Origin of the sequence: Lentzea albida, from assembly GCF_900111005.1 — a bacterium.
Lineage (GTDB): Bacteria > Actinomycetota > Actinomycetes > Mycobacteriales > Pseudonocardiaceae > Lentzea > Lentzea albida.
Genome location: NZ_FOFV01000028.1, coordinates 109,602 through 131,125 on the forward strand (window position 1 = coordinate 109,602; position 21,524 = coordinate 131,125).

Genomic DNA, 21,524 nt, shown 5'->3' on the forward strand with positions numbered 1-21,524 from the left:
GATCAGTTCTGCTCCTCGAGTGCCGCACGGACCAGGTCGTCGACGGACATCTCGTCGATGCCGTCCTGCTCGTCGGTGTCGTCGTCCGCCTGCCCGGCGGCCAGGCGCCGCATCTGGTCGAGGAGTCCCGCCTCGCGCAGCCGGGCGATCGGCACGGACGCCAGCAGTTCCCGGAACTCGGCCTCCTCGTCGTCCGCGGGCCTGACCGACGAGCCGGGGTCGAGTCGTCCGAGCACGTGCTCGGCCAGCAGGGTGGGCGTCGGGTGGTCGAACACCAACGTCGAGTCGAGGCTCAGCCCGGTCGCCGCGTTGAGCTGGTTGCGCAACTCGACCGTGCCCAGGGAGTCGAAGCCGAGCTCCTGGAACGGGGTGTGCACCCCGACCGCCTCGACCGTGCCGTGGCCGAGCACGTCGGCGGCCCGCTCGCGCACCAGGTCGAGCACCGCCTCCGCGCGCTTGGCGGGCGGCAGGGCCGCCAGGTCGAACCGCGGCGCCTCCTCGGCCGGCGCCGACTCCCGGTAGCCGGGCATGTCCCGGAACAGCGGAGCGGGACGCGACGAGGTGGTCCCCCGCACCGGACCCACATCGGCGACCATCGTGACCGGTTCCCCCTCCGCGACCACCTGCCGCAACGCGGTGTAGGCGAGGTCGGGGTCCATCGCGCCGATGCCCGCGCGGCGGGACAGCTGCTCCGCCTTGCCACCCTCGGCCATGCCTCCGCCGGCCCAGGCACCCCAGGCGATCGACGTCGCCGGCAGACCCGCGGCCCGGCGGCGCTCGGCGAGTGCGTTCAGCACGGCGTTGGCCGCCGCGTAGTTCGCCTGACCCGGGTTGCCCGCGATCGCGGTTCCGGAGGAGAAGAGGACGAAGGCGTCGAGGTCGAGATCGCGGGTCAGCTCGTCGAGCAGCACGGCAGAACCCACCTTGGACCTGAACACGGAGTCGAAGCGGTCCGGGGTGAGCTTGTCCAGCACGCCGTCGTCGAGCACACCGGCCGCGTGCACCACACCGGTCAGGGGGTGTTCAGAGGGGATCGCCGCCAGCAGCTCCCGCACCGCCACCCGGTCGGCCACGTCGCATGCGGCCAAGGTGACCTCGACACCGAGCTCGGTGAGTTCGGAACGCAAATCTTCGGCGCCGTCCGCCTCGGCACCGCTCCTGCTGGCCAGCACCAGGTGCCGCACGCCGTCCCGGGCGAGGCCGCGGGCGACGTGCCCGCCGACCGCGCCGGTGCCCCCGGTGATCAGGACCGTGCCGTCCGGACGCCACAGCTCGTCCGGCCGTGGGGCGGGAGCGGGCACCAGCCTGCGCCCGAACACCGCGGACGAGCGCACGGCGACCTGGTCCTCGCGGTCGAGTCCGGCCAGGATCGCGGCCAGCCCCGCGGCGGACCGGTCGTCGAGCACCTCCGGCAGATCGACCAGACCACCCCAGCGGTCGGGGTGTTCCAGCGCGGCCACCACGCCCAGACCCCAGTGCGCCGCCTGGAGCGGTTCGGCGGGCACGTCGGTGGGAGCCACTGACACCGCGCCCCTGGTGACGCACCACAGGGGTGCGGTGATCCCGGCGTCTCCCAGCGACTGCAGCAGCACCGCCGTGTCCGCCACGGTCTTCTTCTCGGCGAGCAGCGAGACGACGCCGTGGAAACCGCCGTCCAGCTCCCGAAGCCGCTCGGCGAGCGCCGCGCGGTCCAGGTCCGCCACCACGAGCTCGACCACCTCGGTGCCGGCCAGCGCGGTGAGCACCGGAGAGCTGTCGGCACCGGCAGGGGCGACGACGAGCCAGCGCCCGGCGGGCCCTGCCTGCGGCTCGACGACGAGCGGCCTCCAGTCGATCCGATACCTCCACCCGTCCACCAGGGAGCGGTCGGTCTGCTCCCGCCTCCACCGCAGCAGGGCGGGCATCACCTCGGCCAGCGCGTCCTGGTCCACGTCCAGCGCGGTCCGCAGGGTGGTGAAGTCCTCCTGGCCGACCGCCTCCCAGAAGGCGTCGTCCTCGCGGCCCGCCCGCTGGGCGGGCCCTGCCGTGGTCTCCGGCCAGTACCGCTCGTGCTGGAAGGCGTACGTCGGCAGGTCGACCCGGCGTGCACCCGTCCCTTCGAACAGTCCCTGCCAGGACACCGGCACGCCGATGACGTGCAGCTGGGCGAACGCGCTCAGCACGGCGGTCTCCTCGGACCTGTCCTTGCGCACGGCGGGCACCACGACCGCGTCACCGGGCAGCGACTCCGCGGCCAGGGCGGAGAGCACGGAGTCGGGTCCGAGCTCCAAGAACACCGTCGCGCCCGCTTCCGACAGCGCTCGCACGCCGTCGCCGAACCGGACGGTGTCACGCACGTGCCGCACCCAATAGCCCGGTGTGCCGACGTCGGTCGCCAGCTGTCCGGTCACGTTGGACACCACCGGAATCCGGGCAGGTTCGAACGACAGTCCGGCGACCACCCGCGCGAAGTCCGCCAGCATGGGTTCCATCAGCGGCGAGTGGAACGCGTGCGACACCCGCAACCTCGACGTCTTTCGGCCCTGGAGCCGCGCGGCGACCGCGTGCACCGCGTCCTCCTCACCGGCGAGGACCACGGACGAGGGACCGTTGACCGCCGCGATCGAGACGCCCTCGCCCAGCAGTGCGGAGACCTCGGCCTCGGTGGCCTGGATCGCGAGCATCGCCCCGCCCTCGGGCAGCGCCTGCATGAGCGCGGCGCGCGCGGCGACGAGGCGGCACGCGTCCCGCAGCGACAGCACGCCCGCGACGTGCGCTGCCGCCACCTCGCCGATCGAGTGCCCGCCGACGAAGTCGGGGCGAACACCCCAGGACTCCACCAGCCGGAACAGCGCGACCTCGAACGCGAACAGCGCGGGCTGCGCGTGTCCTGTGCGGTTCAGCGTCTCCTGGTCCGAGCCCCACATCACCTCGCGGAGGCCGGGCTCCCAGTGGGCCAGTACCTCGTCGAGGGCGGCCGCGAACACCGGGAACCGGTCGTACAGCTCGCGCCCCATGCCCACTCGCTGAGCCCCCTGCCCGGAGAACAGCGCCGCCAGCTTGCTCGACCGAGCCGCCTCGCCACGCACGACGTGCGGGCTGCGCGCCTCCTGCACCAGTGCGGTGAGTCCGTCGAGCAACTGGTCTCGGTCCGCCGCCACCACGGCGGCGCGCTGTGCGAAGACGGCGCGGGTCGTCGCGAGGGAGAACGCGAGATCGGTCAGGCCGACGTCCGCCGCGCTCACGTGCTCGAGCACACGGCGGGCCTGCGCCCGAAGTGCCTCCGGCGTCCGTGCCGACAACGTGACCGGGAAGGTCCCGCTGACAGCGGGGACGGGAGGTTCCCCGCCCGTGGGCGGCTGTTCGAGCACGAGGTGGGAGTTGGTGCCGCTGGCACCGAACGAGGAGACCGCGGCGCGCCGGGGCCTCCCGGTCTCGGGCCACGGTTCGCTGCTGGTCAGCAACCGGATCGAGCCCGCTGTCCAGTCCACCCCGGACGACGGCTCGGTCACGTGCAGCGTCCTGGGCAGCAGCCCGTGGCGCATCGCCTGGACCATCTTGATCACGCCGGCGACGCCGGACGCGGCCTGGGTGTGGCCGATGTTGGACTTGAGCGAGCCGAGCAGCAACGGCCGTTCGCGGTCCTGGCCGTAGGTCGCGAGCAACGCCTGGGCCTCGATCGGGTCTCCCAGCCGGGTGGCCGTGCCGTGCGCCTCGACCGCGTCCACCTCGGACGGGTGGACGCCTGCGACCGCCAGTGCCTTGCGGATCACCCGCTGCTGGGCGGGACCGCTCGGCGCGGTCAGGCCGTTCGACGCACCGTCCTGGTTGATCGCCGAACCGCGGACGATCGCGAGCACGTCGTGCCCGTGGCGCCGCGCGTCGGAGAGCCGCTCCACGACCAGGATGCCGACGCCTTCCGACCATCCGGTGCCGTTCGCCGTGTCGGAGAAGGCCCGGCACCGGCCGTCGGGTGAGAGCGCCCCCATACCGTCGAACTCGATGAGCACGTTCGGGGTGGCCATCACCGTCACGCCACCTGCCAGAGCGAGGCGGCACTCACCGCTGCGCACGGCCTGCACGGCCAAGTGCAGCGCGACGAGCGACGACGAGCAGGCGGTGTCGACCGAGACCGTCGGCCCCTGCAGGCCGAAGGTGTAGGCGAGCCTCCCGGACAGCAGGCTCGCCGACTGCGCGGTCTGCCACTGGCCACCCGGCTCCGCGGACGGGCGGTAGTCACCGCTGCCGCCGCCGACGAACACACCGGTGTCGGTGCCGCGCAGCGAGGCCGGGTCGATCCCGGTGCGTTCCAGTGCCTCCCACGCCGTTTCCAGCACCATGCGCTGCTGCGGGTCCATGACCATCGCCTCACGCGGGGAGATCCCGAAGAAGCCGGCGTCGAAGTCGGCGGCGATGTCGAGGTAGCCGCCATTGGTGGGCGTGCCGCGCGCCATCAGGCCCGCGAGGTCCCACCCCCGGTCGACCGGCAGTCCGCCGATGGCGTCGACCTCACCGCTGACCAGGTCCCACAGGTCCTCGGGCGAGCGCACACCTCCGGGGTAACGGCAGCTCATGCCCACGATCACGATCGGGTCGGTGGTGTCCGCGGTGGCGGTGCCGCCCTGGTCGGGGCGTTCCTCCGCCTGGCCACCGAAGAGCTCGCCCAGCAGGAAGCCGGCCAGTTCGGCCGGTGTCGGATGGTCGAACACCAGCGACGCGGGCAGGGTCAGTCCGGTCTCGGCGGTGAGCAGGTTGCGCAGGTCGACGGCGGTCATCGAGTCGAATCCGAGGTCGCGGAACGGCCAGTCGTCCTCGATCCCGCCCGGTGAGCCGTGTCCCAGCACCGCCGCGGCCTTGGCCCTGACCAGCGTGAGCAGTGCGGCGCGACGTTCCGCCTCGGGCAGTCCGGCGAGCGCCTCCCGCAGCGGGTTGCTCCGGTCGTGCGCCTGCTCGTCCGGCGCGGGCACGAGGTTCACGAACAGCGGGCCCCGGCGGTTCGCCGCGAAGACGTCCCACTGCACGTGCGCCACGACCAGAGAGCCGCCGTCCGCGCCCGTGCGGGCGAGCGCGTCGAACGCCCGCTCCGGCTCCATCGGGGGAAGGCCGTTGTGCCGCAGGTGCGCGGCGGACCGCTCGTCCAACGCGCCCGCCAGCGCTCCCCACGAGACCGACTGACCGGGGAGTCCGCGGTCGCGGCGCAGGCGCGCGATCGCCTCGAGGTAGGCGCCGACCGCCGCCTCCTCCCGCCTGCCGGCGAAGCCCCAGGTCCCGGAGACCGAGCCGCACAGCACGAACCGGTCGAGCGGCCGGTCACCGAGCAGCGCGTCCAGGTCGGCCACGTCGGTGAGCTCCTCGATGAAGTCCCCCGTGACGAACACCGCGGAGGGCGGGAACTCCTCGATCGCGTCCGCGAGCGCGTCCCGCTCCACGAAAACGATCTCGGCGTCGATCTCGGGAAGGTCCACCTCGGCACCGGTCAGGACCAGGCGGGTCGCGCCGCGGTCGGCCAGCCAGCGGGCGAGCCGGCGGTCCGCGGTCCCGGCCGCGCCGGCGAGCAGCACCGTTCCACCTGGATGCCAGGGGTCCGACGCGACGTCGGCACGGACCAGGCGCCTGCCGACGACGCCGGTGGAGCGCACGGCAACCTGGTCCTCGTCACCACCAGCCGCCAGGACGTCGACGAGCAGGGACAGCACCCGGTCGTCGAGCTCGGCGGGCAGGTCGACCAGACCGCCCCACCGCTGCGGTTCCTCGACTGCGACGACCAGGCCTTCGCCCCAGACAGCGGCCTGTCCGGCGCTGCGCAGGCGTTCGGTCCGGTCGACTGCGACCGCACCGCGGGTGAGGCACCACAACGGGGCGTCGATCCCGGCCTCGGCCACGGCCTGGAGCACCGCACCGGGCCAGGCGGTCTCGGCGGGCAGCGCGTCGTCGCCCACGGCCAAGAGGGACACGACCCCGGCGAGGTCGCTGTAGCTCGGCAGCTCGACGGACTCGGACACGCTGACGACCTCGCCACCGAGCGCGTTCGCGACCTCGGACGTCCACGGGTCGTCCTGCCCGGCGGGCACGAGCACCAGCCACTTGTCCGCGGTTCCGGGCGGAACGGGCACCGGCTCCCAGTCCACGCGGTAGCACCAGTCGTCCACGACCGACCGGCGGCTCGGCGCCACCTGCGGCCAGAACCTCTCGCGTTGGAAGGCGTACGTGGGCAGATCCGTGCTGGTCGCACCTGTTCCGTCGAAGAACGCCTTCCAGTCGGGTGTGACACCGGCAGCGTGCAACCGGGCCAGTGCCGCCACGAGTGCCGCCTCCTCACCGCGACCCTTGCGCTGCGCGGGCACGACGACGGCGTCCTGCGGCAGCGACTCCCCGGCGAGCGCGGACAGCACCGCGTCCGGGCCGAGTTCGAGGAAGGCGGTCACCCCGGCGTCCGACAGGGTCTTCACGCCGTCGGCGAACCGGACGGCCTCGCGGACGTGCCGCACCCAGTACTCGGGCGACCGCACGTCCGTGCCCAGCTCACCGGTCACGTTGGACACGAGGGGAATCCGCGGCGCCTCGAAGGTGAGCTCCGCGAGCACGCGTGCGAACTCCGCGAGCATCGGCTCCATCAACGGCGAGTGGAACGCGTGCGACACCTTGAGCCGGGTGGTCTTGCGGTCACCGAACGCGTCCGCGACCGCCCGCACCGCGTCATCGGAGCCCGCGACCACCACCGATGCGGGCCCGTTGACGGCGGCGATCGACACGTCCCCGGTCAGCAGCGGCAGGACCTCGGACTCGGTCGCCTGGATCGCCACCATGGCACCGCCGGCGGGCAGTGCCTCCATGAGGGCGCTGCGCGCGACCACCAGCCGGCACGCGTCGGCGAGCGACAGCACGCCCGCCACGTGTGCGGCCGCGACCTCGCCGATGGAGTGCCCGCCGACGAAGTCGGGCCGGATGCCCCACGACTCGACCAGCCGGAAGAGCGCCACCTCCACCGCGAACAACGCGGGCTGGGTGAACCCGGTCCGCGACAGCGCCTCGGGGTCCTCGCCCCAGACGACCTCGCGCAGCGGACGGTCGAGGACGAGGTCGAGGTGGGCCGCCACCGCGTCGAACGCCTCGGCGAACACCGGGAAGCGTTCGTGGAGCTCGCGGCCCATGCCCAGGCGCTGCGACCCCTGACCGGAGAACAACACCGCGAGCGACCGCTCGCTGGCGACGTCGCGGATGGTGTCCGCGTTGCCCTCGCCGCGGAGCAGCACCGCACGGTGCCGGAAGGCCGCACGTCCGGTCGCCAGCGTGAAACCGATGTCCAGGACGGACAGGTCGGGGTGCTGCCCGGCGAAGGCGCGCACCCGCTCCAGCTGGGCGTCGAGCGCGGCGCGGGTCTTGCCGGAGACCACCCACGGCACCACGGCGGGAGAACGACGCGGTGCGACGGCCGGACGCGCGGGCGGCGCCTCCTCGACGATGACGTGGGCGTTGGTGCCGCTCAGTCCGAACGCAGACACGCCTGCGCGGCGGGCGTGCCCGTTCCGCGGCCACTCCTGCGGCGCACGGAGCAGCGACACGCTGCCGGACTCCCAGTCCACGTGGGACGAGGGCTCGTCGATGTGCAGGGACCGGGGAAGGACGCCGTGCCGCAGCGCCATGACCATCTTGATCACGCCTGCGGTGCCGGCCGCGGCCTGCGTGTGGCCGATGTTCGACTTGACCGAGCCGAGCCACAACGGGCGGTCCCGGTCACGGCCGTACGTCGACAGCAGCGCCTGGGCCTCGATCGGGTCGCCCAGCGTCGTGCCCGTGCCGTGCGCCTCGACCGCGTCGATGTCCGCCGGGACGAGGCCGGAATCGGCCAGTGCCTGCCGGATGACCCTCTGCTGGGAAGGACCGTTGGGGGCGGTGAGGCCGTTCGACGCGCCGTCCTGGTTGACCGCCGAGCCGCGCAGCAGGCCCCAGACCTCGTGCCCGTTGCGCAGCGCGTCGGAGAGCCTTTCCAGGACGAGGACTCCCACGCCCTCCGACCAGGCCGTGCCGTCGGCACCGTCGGCGAACGGCTTGCACCGGCCGTCCGGCGCGAGGCCGCCCTGCGAGGTGAACTCGACGAACGATCCGGGGGTCGACATCACCGACACGCCACCGGCCAGCGCCAGGGTGCACTCGCCGCCGCGCAGCGCGCGGGTGGCCCAGTGCATCGCGACCAGCGCCGACGAGCACGCCGTGTCGACGGTGACCGCGGGGCCTTCCAGGCCGAGGGTGTAGGAGAGCCTGCCGGACAGCACGCTCGCGGTGGTGCCGGTGGCCACGTACCCCTGCACCTCGTCACCGGCGTCGGTGAGCAGGTCGGCGTAGTCCTGCCCGTTGGTGCCGATGAAGACGCCGGTCTGGCTGCCGCGCAGGGTGGAGGGGTCGATGCCGGCGCGTTCCAGCGCCTCCCAGGCCGTCTCGAGCACCTGCCGCTGCTGGGGGTCCATCGCCAGCGCCTCACGGGGTGAGACGCCGAAGAAGCCCGCGTCGAAGTCGGCGACGCCGGTCAGGAACCCGCTCTCGGCGGTGGCGGAGTAGCCGCTCGCCAGTGCGGCGAGGTCCCAGCCCCGGTCGTCGGGGAAAGCCGAGATGCCGTCCCTCTCTTCGGACAACAGGCGCCACAGCCCCTCCGGGGAGTCCACCCCGCCGGGGAACCTGCACCCGATGCCGACGATCGCGATCGGGTCGTCGGCGGCCGAACGGGCCGCACGGACCTCCTGTTCGGGTTCGTCCAGCTCGCCGAGCAGTTCGGACAGCAGGAACTCCGCCATCTCGGCGGGGCTCGGGTGGTCGAACACCAGCGAGGCGGGCAGGGTCAGCCCGGTGGTGGCCGCCAGCGCGTTGCGCAGCTCCAGCGACGTCAGCGAGTCGAACCCGAGGTCCTGGAACGGCCGGTCGGCGGCGACGGTGCTCGCGTCGGCGTGGCCGAGGACGGCCGCGACGTGCGCCCGCACCAGGTCCAGCACGCGCCGCGACCGCTCGGCGGCGGGCAGGCCCGCCAGCGAGTCGTCGGCCTGGACCTCGGGCTTCGCCCGCTGGAGCGCCCTGACCTCCGGCAGGTCGGCGACCAGGGGCACGTCGGCGAACGCCGCCGCGAACCTGGTCCAGTCGACGTCCGCGACCATCAGGACGGCGTCGCCGCCCTCGATCGCCTGCCGCAACGCGGTGATCGCCAGGTCGGGCCGCATCGGCTCGAAACCGCCGCGGCGCAGCCTGCTCTCCACGCCCGCGGCGTCGACCATGCCCGCATCGGCCCACGGACCCCACGCCACCGAGGTCGACGGCAGGCCGAGGGACCGGCGGTGCTCGGCGAAGGCGTCCAGGAAGGCGTTGGCCGCCGCGTAGTTCCCCTGTCCCGCGGCGCCGATGACGCCCGCGGTGGAGGAGAAGGTCACGAACGCGGACAGCTCCGCGCCGATCGTCAGGTCGTGCAGGGCGGTGACCGCGGTCGCCTTGGCGCGCAGCACGGCCGCGAGCGACTCCGGCGTCAGGTCGTCGACCAGACCGTCCTCGATCACGCCGGCCGCGTGGAAGACCGCGGAGAGCGGGAACTGTTCCGGGATGCCGTCGAGCACCGGGGCCAGCGCATCCCGGTCGGCGACGTCGCAGGCCACGACGGTGACCCGCGCGCCGAGTTCCGTCAGCTCCCGGCACAGGTCCTCGACACCCGGAGCATCCGGTCCGCGCCTGCTGGTCAGCAGCAGGTGCTCGGCGCCCTCACGGGCGAGCCACCGGGCGACGTGCCCGCCCAGCCCTCCGGTGCCACCGGTGACCAGCACCGTGCCGGTGGGCCGGAACGCCTCGGCCGCCGGCCGCTCCACCGGCCTGCTGCGCGTCAGCCTGCGCACGAACACCCCGGAGGTCCGGACGGCGACCTGATCCTCGTCGCCGCCCACGACGGTGCTCAGCCGCTGTGCGGTGCGGCGGTCGAGCACCTCAGGCAGGTCGACGAGTCCGCCCCATCGGCCCGGCTGCTCCAGCGCCACCACGCGGCCGAGGCCCCACACACCCGCCTGGGCGGGCGACAGCACCTGTTCGGAGCGCCCCACGGCGAGAGCACCGCGGGTGACGCACCAGAGCGGGGCGTCGACGCCGGCGTCACCGAGCGCCTGGACCGCGGTCGCGGTCATCGCGAGGCCCGCTGGCACCTCCGGATGACCCGGCAAGGCACCGTCCTGCACAGCCAGCAGCGACAGGACTCCGGCGAACGGTGTGTCCGCGACCTCCCGCAACCGCTGCGCGAGAGCGGCGCGGTCCTCGCAGGGCACCTCCAGGCGGACCACGTCCGCACCCAGTCCTCCGACCAAAGCCTCCTGCCAGTCGTCCGGCGCCGCAGCCGGGGCGAGCAGGAGCCAGGTCCCGGCAGCGGCCCCGCCGCCTCCGGTGACCGGAGTCCAGGACACCTGGTAGCGCCAACCGTCCACAACGGACTGGTCACGCCGTGTTCGCCGCCACGACGACAACGCGGGCACCATGGCGCTCACGGTGCCGCCGTCCAGCCCGAGTGACGTGGTCAGCGACTCGATGTCGCCGTGCTCCACCGCCGACCAGAAGGCGTCGTCAGCGCCGCCGAGCGCGGACCCGGTCTCCGGTTCGAGACCGGCGTCCGGCCAGAACCTCTCGTTCTGGAACGGGTACGTCGGGAGGTCGACCCGGCGTCCGCCGGAGCCCGCGAAGAAGGCGTGCCAGTCCACTGCCTGCCCGCGGACGTGCCAGTGCGCGACCGCCAGCAGAACCGACTCGACCTCGGCGCGGCCACGCCGCAGGAGCGGCGTCATGCCGATCTCCGGCGCCATCCCCGCCAGCACGCCGTCCGGTCCGATCTCCAGGAAGGTCCGCACGCCCAGCGTGGTCAGGCACTCCACACCGTCGGCGAAACGCACCGCGCGACGCACGTGCTCGACCCAGTAGCGCGCCGTGCAGACCTGCTCGACCTCGGCCAGGGCGCCGGTCACGTTGGACACGAACGGGATCTCCGGCCGCCGGTAGGCGACGGTCTCGGCGACCTCGCGGAACTCGTCGAGCATCGCGTCCATCAGGGGCGAGTGGAACGCGTGGCTCACCCGCAACCGGCGGGTGCGGTGGCCGAGGGCCTCGAACCGGGAGGCGATGTCGAGCACCGTCCGCTCCACGCCCGCGATCACCACGGCCCGCGGCCCGTTCACCGCCGCGACCGAGACCTCGTCCTCGTGTCCGGCGAGCTGCGCCAGCACGTCGTCCTCGGAGGCTTCGACGGACACCATCGCGCCACCGGACGGCAGCGCCTGCATGAGGCGTCCGCGTGCCGCGACGAGCTTGCACGCGTCGTCGAGGGTGAACACCCCGGCGACGTGGGCGGCGACGAGTTCGCCGATCGAGTGGCCCGCGAGGTAGCCGGGCGTGATCCCCCACGACTCGACGAGCCGGTACAGCGCCACCTCGATCGCGAACAGCGCCGGCTGCGTGTAGCCGGTCTCGTCGAGGAGAGCGGCCTCCGCGCTGCCGGGCTCGGCGAACACGAGATCGCGCAACGGCCTGTCGAGCTCGGCGTCGAAGCGGGCGAGCACCTCGTCCAGGGCGTCGGCGAAGACCGGGAACCGCTCGTACAGCTCACGTCCCGCACCGGCGCGCTGGCTGCCCTGGCCCGTGAAGAGGAACGCCGACGGGCCGGTGGTCGTCTCGGCCTCGACCACCGTGGCCGTCGCCGCGCCGGTGCCCTCGCGCAGCGCCGTGAGGCCCGCCACGAGTTCCTCGACGTCCTTCGCCACCACGGCCGCGCGCCGCTCGAAGCCGGACCGGGTGGTCGCCTGCGAGAACGCGATGTCGGCCAGGGCCGGTGCGGGCTGTGCCGTCACCGCGGACAGCAGCCGGTCCGCGTACGCCCGCAGCGCCTCGTCGGTGCGGGCCGACAGGACGACCGGCACCGCGCCCGGCTCCGGCCGCGCCCCGGGCTCCTCGGCGGCGGGTGCCGCCTCGACGACCATGTGGGCGTTCGTCCCGCTGAGACCGAACGAGGAGATGCCCGCCCGGCGCGGACGCCCGTGCTCGGGCCAGGAGGTCTGCTCGGTCAGCAGCTCGATCGAGCCCGCGGACCAGTCCACGTAGGACGACGGCTGGGTGACGTGCAACGTCTTCGGCAGGACGCCGTGCCGGAGCGCCTGCACCATCTTGATCACGCTCGCGACACCGGAGGCCATCTGGGTGTGGCCGATGTTGGACTTGACCGAACCCAGCAGCAGCGGGCGTTCCCGGTCCTGGCCGTAGGTCGTGAGCAGCGCTTGGGCTTCGATGGGGTCGCCCAGCGCGGTGCCGGTGCCGTGCCCCTCCACCGCGTCGACGTCGGCGGCCCGCAGCCCCGCGTTGGCCAGGGCCTGCCGGATGACGCGCTGCTGCGACGGACCGCTCGGCGCGGTCATGCCGTTCGACGCGCCGTCCTGGTTGATCGCCGAGCCGCGGATCACCGCGAGCACCCGGTGGCCGTTGCGCTCGGCGTCGGAAAGCCGTTCGAGCAGCACGAGCCCGACGCCCTCGGCGAGGGTCATGCCGTCGGCCTGGTCGGAGTAGGCCTTGCAGCGGCCGTCCACCGCGAGTGCCCGCTGCCTGCTGAACCCGATGAAGGCGGCCGGCGTGGACATCACGCTCACCCCGCCCGCCAGGGTCAGCGAGCTCTCGCCCTCGCGCAGCGACTGGCACGCGAGGTGCATCGCGACCAGCGACGACGAACACGCCGTGTCGAGGGTGACCGCGGGTCCCTCCAGGCCGAACAGGTAGGAGATCCGTCCCGAGAGGATGCTCGACAGGGTGCCGGTGACCGCGTGGCCCTCCGATCCCTCGGCGGAGCTCGGGGCCGCGGAGCTGTAGTCCTGGTAGCTCGCGCCGATGAACGTCCCGGTGAGGCTGCCGCGAGCGGACCGCGGGTCGATCCCCGCGCGTTCGAAGGCCTCCCAGGCGGTTTCGAGCAGCAGGCGCTGCTGCGGGTCCATCGCGAGGGCCTCGCGCGGGGAGATCCCGAAGAAGGCGGGGTCGAACCCGGCGACGTCGTGCAGGAAACCGCCCTGCACCGAGTAGCTCTTGCCCGCGCGGTCCGGATCGGCGTCGTAGAGCGAGGCGGCGTCCCAGCCGCGGTCGGCCGGGAACCCGGAGATGGCGTCTCCGCCGCCCAGCACCAGCTCCCACAGGTCCTCCGGCGAGGTGATCCCGCCGGGGTAGCGGCAGGCCATGCCGATGATCGCGATCGGTTCGTCGGAGGTGTCACCGGTCCGGACGGGACCGGTGAACTCGACCGTGCCGCCGGCGATCTCGGCCAGCAGGAAGTCCGCGAGGGCGACGGGGGTGGGGTGGTCGAACACGAGTGTGGCGGGCAGCTTGAGGCCCGTCGCGACCGTGAGCCGGTTGCGCAGGTCCACGGCGGTCAGCGAGTCGAACCCGACGTCGCGGAACGCGCGTTCCTCGGCCAGGGCGTCCGCGGAGGAGAACCCGAGCACCGTGGCCGCCTCCGTGCGGACCAGGCCCAGCACGGCGCGGCGCTGTTCCACCGGCGGCAGGCTCCGCAGGGTGGCGGCGAACCCGCTGTCGTGCGTGACCTCCTGTTCGGCCTCCTCCACCAGCTTCTGGACCTGGGGCACCTCGTCGAACAGCGGGGTCGGGCGGGCCGAGGTGTAGACCGGGTAGTACCGCTCCCAGTCGATGTCGGCGATCGCCAGCACCGTCTCGTCTTCGACGAGGGCCTGCCGCAACCCGCTCAGTGCGAGCTGCGGGTCCATGAACACGAGTCCGCTGCGGCGGATCTGGTTCGGGTCGACCCGGCCGAGTTCCACGTCGTCGGACCAGATGCCCCACGACACCGCCGTGGCGCGCAGCCCCCTGGCCCGGCGGTGCGCCGCCAGGGCGTTGAGGAACGCGTTGCCGGCGACGTAGGCCGCGTGCTGACCGCTGCCCCACATGCCCGCTGTCGAGGAGTAGAGGACGAAGGCGTCGAGGTCCTCGCCGAGCAGTTCGTCGAGGTTGCGGGCGCCGGCCACCTTCGCGTTCAGCACCTCGGCGAAGGCGTCGAGGGTGGTGTCCGCGAGCGAGTGGAGTTCGATGACCGCCGCGGTGTGCACGACGTTGCGGATCACGTGGCCGTCGGCCGCGAGCCGGTCGAGGAGCCCGGCCACCGCGGCGCGGTCGGCGATGTCGCAGGCCACGACCTCGGCCGTGGCGCCGAGTTCCGCGAGCTCCGCGACCAGCTCAGGTGCCCCGGCTGCGGCCAGGCCGCTGCGGTTGGTGAGCACCAGGTGCTCGGCGCCCTGCGTGGCGAGCCAGCGGGCCAGGTGCCTGCCGAGCGTGCCGGTGCCGCCGGTGACCAGCGTGGTCCCCCGGGGCGTCCACTCACGGCTGGTCCCCTGCCTGCCGGGGGCGGCGGGCACGATGCGACGGGCGAACGTGCCAGAGGCGCGCAGTGCGACCTGGTCCTCCAGCACCGCGCCCGACAGCAGTGCGGCGAGCCGGTGCGCGGCCCGCTCGTCGAGGACCTCGGGCAGGTCCACCACGCCACCGAAGCGGTCGGGGTGCTCCAGAGCCACCGTCCACCCCACTCCGTGCACCATCGCCTGCGCCGGGGAGGTGATCGGATCGGACCGGCCGGTCGACACCGCTCCCCTGGTCAGCAGCCAGAGCGGGGCCTCGCTGTGCTCCAGCGCCTGCACGAGGGTGACCGTGAGCGCGAGTCCCAGCGACATGCACGGCAGCGCGGGACTCGGCTGCTCGGCCGACGCGAGTGCCGACACGACGCCGGTCAGCCCGGACAGGTCACCGAGTCGCTCCACCAGCTCGGTCCGGTCGAGGCAGGAGTCGTCGAGCACGACCTCGCGGACGTCCGCGCCGAGCGCGTTCAGGTGGGCCACCAGGTCGTCCGCATCCCCTGCCGACACCACGAGCCAGTCGCCGGTGAGGGACGAGGCGGTCCTGGCGGCGACGGGGGTCCACACGTCCCGGTACCGCCACGAGTCCACAGTGGACTTGTCGGCCCGCTGCCTGCGCCACGACGACAACGCGGGCAGCACCGCGGCGAGGGACTCCTCGTCGACGTGCAGGCTGGCGGCGAGCAGGTCGAGGTTCTGCTGCTCCACCGCGGTCCAGAACTCCGCGTCGGCGGGATCCGCAGCCGCGGCCGGTTCGAAGAACTGCGGCACCGCCCAGAGGTGTTCGTGCTGGAACGCGTACGTCGGCAGCTCGACGCGGCGCGCGCCGGTCGCATCGAACAGGCGCGCCCAGTCGACGGGCACACCGCGGACGAAGACCTCCGCGGCCGAGGTGAGCATCCGGGACAGGCCGCCCTGGTCACGGCGGAGCGTCCCGGCCACCACCGCGCGCTCGCCCGCGTCGTCCACGACGTCCTGCACGCCCACGGTCAGCACGGGGTGCGAGCTCACCTCGACGAAGACGCGGAAGCGGTCGTCGAGCAGCCGGCGGATCGCGGGTTCGAACTCCACGGTCTGCCGCAGGTTGCGGTACCAGTACCCGGCGTCCAGCTCAGCCCCGGTGAGCCACTGCCCCGTCACGGTGGACAGGAACGGGATCTCCGGGATCGCGGGCGTCATCGGCGCGAGGTCGCGCAGCAGTTCGGCTTCGAGGTCCTCGACCTGAGCGGAGTGCGAGGCGTAGTCCACCGCGATCCGCTTCGCGCGGACTCCGGCAGCCGTCAGCCGCTCGACCAGCGTCTCCAGCGCATCGGGCACACCGGACACGACCACGGCGCGCGGGCCGTTCACGGCCGCGACGGACACCTGACCGTCCCACTCGTCCAGCAGGGGTTCGACCTCGGCCACCGGCAGGGCCACCGACACCATCGCGCCGCGACCGGCCAGCGTGCGGGCGATCGCCTGGCTGCGCAGGGCCACGACCCTGGCCGCGTCCGCCAGCGGCAACGCGCCGGACACGCAGGCGGCGGCGATCTCACCCTGCGAGTGTCCGATCACGGCGTCCGGGACGACACCGCAGGAACGCCACATCTCAGCTAGGGACACCATCATCGCGAACGAGGCGGGCTGCACCACGTCCACCCGGTCCAGCGAGGGCGCGCCCTCCGCTCCGCTGACCACGTCGAGCAACGACCAGTCGACGAACGGTGCCAGCGCGGCGGCGCACTGGGCCATGCGCTCGGCGAACACCGGGGACTCGGCGAGGAGCCGTGCGCCCATGCCGGCCCACTGCGCGCCCTGGCCGGGGAACACGAAGACGACCTTGCCGTCGACATCGGCCGTACCCGTCACCACGGCGGCCGACGACCCGCTCGCGGCCAGCTCCGCCAGCCCGGCCGAGAGTTTGGCCTGATCAGCGCCCAGCACCACCGCCCGCTGCTCGAACACCGAACGGGAACGCGCCAGCTCGGCGCCCACGTCGACGGGACGAGCGCCCTCCACGGCGAGGAGCCTCTCCGCCTGCGCCCGCAGTGCCGCCTCGGTGCGGGCCGACACGACCAACGGGACCACGGGCAGATCACGAGTCTCCGCGACCTCAACCGGTTCGACGGTGGGGGCCGCCTCCAGCACCACGTGCGCGTTGGTGCCGCTGACACCGAACGAGGACACGGCCGACCGGCGCGGGCGGCCCGTGTCGGGCCACTGCCGTGATTCCGTCAGCAGTGAAAGCGCACCGGACGTCCAGTCCACGCGCGTCGAGGGCATGTCCACGTGCAGGGTCGCGGGCAGCACGCCGCTGCGCATCGCCATGACCATCTTGATCAGGCTGGCGATGCCCGCCGCCGACTGGGTGTGCCCGATGTTCGACTTCACCGAACCGACGAGCAGGGGCTGCTCCGGGTCGCGGTCCCGGCCGTAGGTCGCGAGCAGCGCCTGGGCTTCGATCGGGTCGCCGAGAGGGGTACCGGTGCCGTGCGCCTCCATCGCGTCCACATCGGACGGCGCCAGGCCGGCATTGGCCAGCGCCTGGCGGATCACCCGCTGCTGCGAGGGACCGTTGGGCGCGGTGAGGCCGTTGGAAGCGCCGTCCTGGTTCACCGCGCTGCCGCGCACGATGCCCAGCACCGGATGTCCGTTGCGGCGCGCGTCGGACAGCCTCTCCAGGACGACAACACCGACGCCTTCGGCGAGCGTCATGCCGTCGGCCGCGTCGGAGAAGGCCTTGCAGCGGCCGTCGCGGGCGAGCGCCCGCTGCCTGCTGAAGGCGATGAAGCCGTTGGGAAGCGGCATCACCGTGGCGCCGGCGGCCACCGCGAGGGTGCTCTCACCGCTGGTGAGGGAGGCGCACGCGAGGTGCAGGGCGACCAGCGACGACGAGCACGCCGTGTCGACGGTCACGGCCGGGCCCTCGAGCCCGAACACGTACGACAGCCTGCCCGAGAGCACGCTCGGGCTGGTGCCGGTGACCATGTGCCCTTCGGAGCCGTCGCCGGCCCCGCTGCCGTAGTCCTGGTAGGACGAGCCGACGAAGGCCCCGGTTCGACTGCCGCGCAGGGACGCCGGTGCGATCCCGGCGCGCTCGAAGGCCTCCCAGGTCGTCTCCAGCAGCAGTCGCTGCTGGGGGTCCATGGCCAGCGCCTCGCGCGGGGAGATCCCGAAGAAACCGGGGTCGAACTCGCCCGCGTCGTGCAGGAACCCGCCCTGGGTCGAGTAGGTGGTACCCGCGTGGTCGGGGTCGGGGTCGTACAGGGCCGCGGCGTCCCAGCCCCGATCGGCGGGGAACTCCGTGATGGCGTCGGCACCGGACGAGACCAGGTCCCAGAACTCCTCCGGGGAGCTGACACCGCCCGGGAAACGGCAGCCCATACCGACGATCGCGATGGGGTCGTCCGACGGGGCGGAGCCCGCACCCGGTCCCGCGGACTCCCCCGCACCGGCACCGAGGAGCTCGCCGAGGACGTACTCGGCGAGCGCCGACGCGCTCGGGTAGTCGAAGACCATGGTGGCCGGCAGGGCCAGGCCCGTCGTGGCGGCGAGGCGCTGACGCAGCTCGACCGCGGTGAGGGAGTCGAAGCCGATGTCGCGGAAAGCCCGTTCGGCGGGCACTTCCTCGACCGAGCCGTAGCCCAGCACGGCCGCCGCCTCGCCGCGGACCAGCTCGACCAGGACCCGCAGCCGGTCCGCCTCCGCGAGGCCGCTGATGCGGCTCGCCAGCTCACCGGACGGACCTTCGGCATCCGCGGAGGTGCCGGCCAGGGCCGCGATCTCGGGCAGGTCGCCGAACAGCGCGCTGGGCCGGACGGCGGTGAAGATCGGGAAGTACCGCTCCCAGTCGACGTCGGCCACGGTGACGGTGGTGTCGCCGCGCAGGACGGCACCGACGAACTCGGAGACCGCCTGGGCCGGCGGCAGCAGGCGGAGCCCGCGGCGGCGCAGGTCACCGGACACGATCTCGTCCGCGCCCATCCCCGCCTCGGCCCAGGGACCGTAGGCGATGGAGGTGGCCGTCAGGCCGCGCGCACGCCGGTGTTCGGCGAGTGCGTCCAGCATCGCGTTCGCCGCGCTGTAGGCGCTTTGGCCACCACTGCCCCAGACGCCCGCGATGGATCCGAACAACACGAACATGTCCAGCTCGCGATCGGCGAGCAGGGCGTCGAGGTGCACCGCGCCCGCGACCTTGGCGGACATCACCTCGGCGAACAAGGGCTGCCCGAGCGTGTCCAGGCCGTCGGAATGGGAGACACCGGCCGTGTGCACGACGCCGGTGACGTCGAACTCTGCGAGCAGCGCGGCGACCTGGTCCCGCTCGGCGACGTCACAGGCGACGACGTCGACGCGGGCGCCCAGGGCGGTCAGCTCGGCCCGGAGCTCGTCCGCGCCAGGTGCGGCGGGCCCCCTGCGGCTGGTGAGCAGAAGGTGCTGCGTCCCGCCACGGGCGAGGCGACGTGCGACCTCTGCTCCGAGCGCTCCGGTTCCGCCGGTCACCAGCACAGTTCCCCGCGTGGAGATGTCGTCGGCGACGACGGGTGCCACCGGGCGTCGCGCGATCCTCCGGCCGAACACGCCCTCCGCGCGCACCGCGATCTGGTCCTCAGCGGCGGGTCCGGTCAGTGCGGCGACGAGCCTGCGAGCCACCTGCTCGTCGAAGGCCTGTGGCAGGTCCACCAGGCCACCCCAGCGCCGTGGCACCTCCAGGGCGGCGGTCCTGCCGAAGCCCCACACCGCGGCCTGGGCTGGATTCCTCACGTGGTCGTCCGCCCCGGTCGACACGGCACCACCGGTCACCGTCCACACAGGAGCCCCGAGGTCCGCCTGTGCGAGGGCCAGTGCCTGGACGAGTCCGACGGTGAGCACGGGGTGAGCCGTGCTCGGCCGTTGGTCGAACGCGAGCAGCGACACGATTCCGGCCGGGTTCTCGAACCCGGCGAAGCGTTCCGCCACGGCGTCGTGCTCGCCGAGCGCGACGTACTCGACCTCCGCTCCGTGCATGTGCAGCGCGTCGCACACCTCGTCAGCAGGCGCGTCGATCGATTCACCGCCGACCACCAGCCACAGGCCTTCGAGCGTGGCGGCGACGTCTCCGAGGCGGTGCCAGGCGACCCGGTAGCGCCACGACTCGAGCCGCGACCGCTCCTCCGCACCCCGGCGCCAGGCGGACAGCGCGGTGAGCAACGACTCAGGTGTGGTGACCTGACCTTCCTCCAGGCGCAGGAGCGCGGCGAGCGCTGCCGGGTCACCTTGTTCCACCACCGACCACAGGGTGCCGTCGGTGACGGTGGTGGCCTGGTCGCCCCGGTCAGCCGCCGGGCCCTCTGGCCAGTAAGCCACGTGCTGGAACGCGTAGGTGGGGAGATCGATCCGCTGCGCGCCCCGCCCGGCGAAGTAGCGGGACCAGTCCACCGGGACGGCCGCCACGTGCAGCCGTGCCACGGCCGTCGCGGCGGCGATCTCCTCCGCTCGATCCGACCGCAGGACCGGCACCGCCAGCACGTCGCCGTCGTCGCCGGCGATGTCGCCGATCATGGCGGACAAGACGCTGTCCGGACCGAGTTCCACGAACGTCGTCACCCGCGATTCGCGCAGAGCGCCGACCGCGTCGGCGAAGCGCACGGTCGCGCGCACGTGCTCGACCCAGTACTCCGGGGAGCAGAGCTGCTCCCCGGTGGCGAGGGAGCCGGTCAGCGCGGACACCAGCGGGATGCGCGGCGCCGAGAACGTCAAGCCCTCGACCACCTCGCGGAACTCTTCCAGCATCGGGTCCATCAGCGGCGAGTGGAACGCGTGGGAGACGCGCAGTCGCTTGGTCTTGCGGCCTTGCGCCTCGAGCCGGGCGGCCACCGCCAGCACCGGCGCTTCCCCGCCTGCGATCACGACCGAGTTCGGGCCGTTGACCGCCGCGATCGACATCTCCCCGGTGAGCGACGGGGTGATCTCGTCCTCGCTGGCCTGGACCGCGACCATCGCACCGCCCGCAGGCAGCGCCTGCATCAGACGACCACGCGCGCAGACCAGGGCGCAGGCGTCCTCGAGCGACAGCACGCCCGCGACGTGCGCGGCCGCGATCTCGCCGATCGAGTGGCCGGCGAGGTAGTCCGGGCGGACACCCCACGACCGCAGCAGGGCGAACAGCGCCACCTCGACCGCGAACAGGGCCGGCTGTGCCCAGCCCGTCCGGTCGAGCGATTCCGCGTCCTCGCCCCACATCACCTCCCGCAGCGGCCGGTCGAGGAAACGGTCGGCCGCGGCGATCACGGTGTCGAGTGCGTCCGCGAAGACCGGGTACCGCAGGGAGAGCTCCCTGCCCATGCCGATCCGCTGGCTGCCCTGGCCCGCGAACACCACGGCGAGCTTGCCGGGCGGGAACTGCTCGCTCCCGATCACGCCGGTACCGGGGACGCCCTCGGCGAGCGCGGTGAGCGCCCGCGCCAGCGACTCGCGGTCACCCGCCACCACCGCGGCGCGGTGCTCGAAGGCGGACCGGGTGGTCGCGAGCGAGAACGCGACATCGAGGTCCCGGATGTCGGCCCTGCCGTCCACGAAGGACCGCAGGTGTGCCGCCTGGCCGCGCAACGCCTCGGGAGACCTGGCGGAGAGCACCCAGGGAGCGGCGGGAGCATCTGCGGGCTCCGGCGAGGCCACCGGTTCGGGTTGCTCGATGATCACGTGCGCGTTGGTGCCGCTGATGCCGAACGACGACACAGCAGCTCGTCGCGGGCGCTCGACCTCCGGCCACGAGAGGTTCTCGGTCGACAGCTCGACCGAGCCCTGGGACCAGTCCACATGCGACGAAGGCGTGTCGACGTGGAGTGTCTTCGGGACGACGCCGTGCCGCAGCGCCTGCACCATCTTGATGATGCCGGCGACACCGGCGGCGGCCTGGGTGTGGCCGATGTTCGACTTCACCGACCCCAGAAGCAAAGGCCGGTCACGGTCCTGGCCGTAGGTCGCCAGCAGCGCCTGCGCCTCGATCGGATCGCCCAGCGTCGTGCCCGTACCGTGCGCCTCGACCACGTCCACATCGGACGTTCCGAGTCCCGCGCTCGCCAAGGCCTGGCGGATGACTCGCTGCTGCGAAGGACCGTTCGGCGCGGTGAGCCCGTTGGACGCACCGTCCTGGTTGACGGCCGACCCCCGCACGACGGCCAG

Annotated in this window: 1 protein-coding gene; it reads right to left on the bottom strand. The window is 73.2% G+C overall.

The features are described 5' to 3' along the window. Positions 1–2 precede the first annotated feature (2 nt). Positions 3–21,524, bottom strand: a 21,522-nt coding sequence (locus BMY74_RS41575; protein WP_089927186.1) for a type I polyketide synthase, incomplete at its 5' end; no start/stop codon positions are given.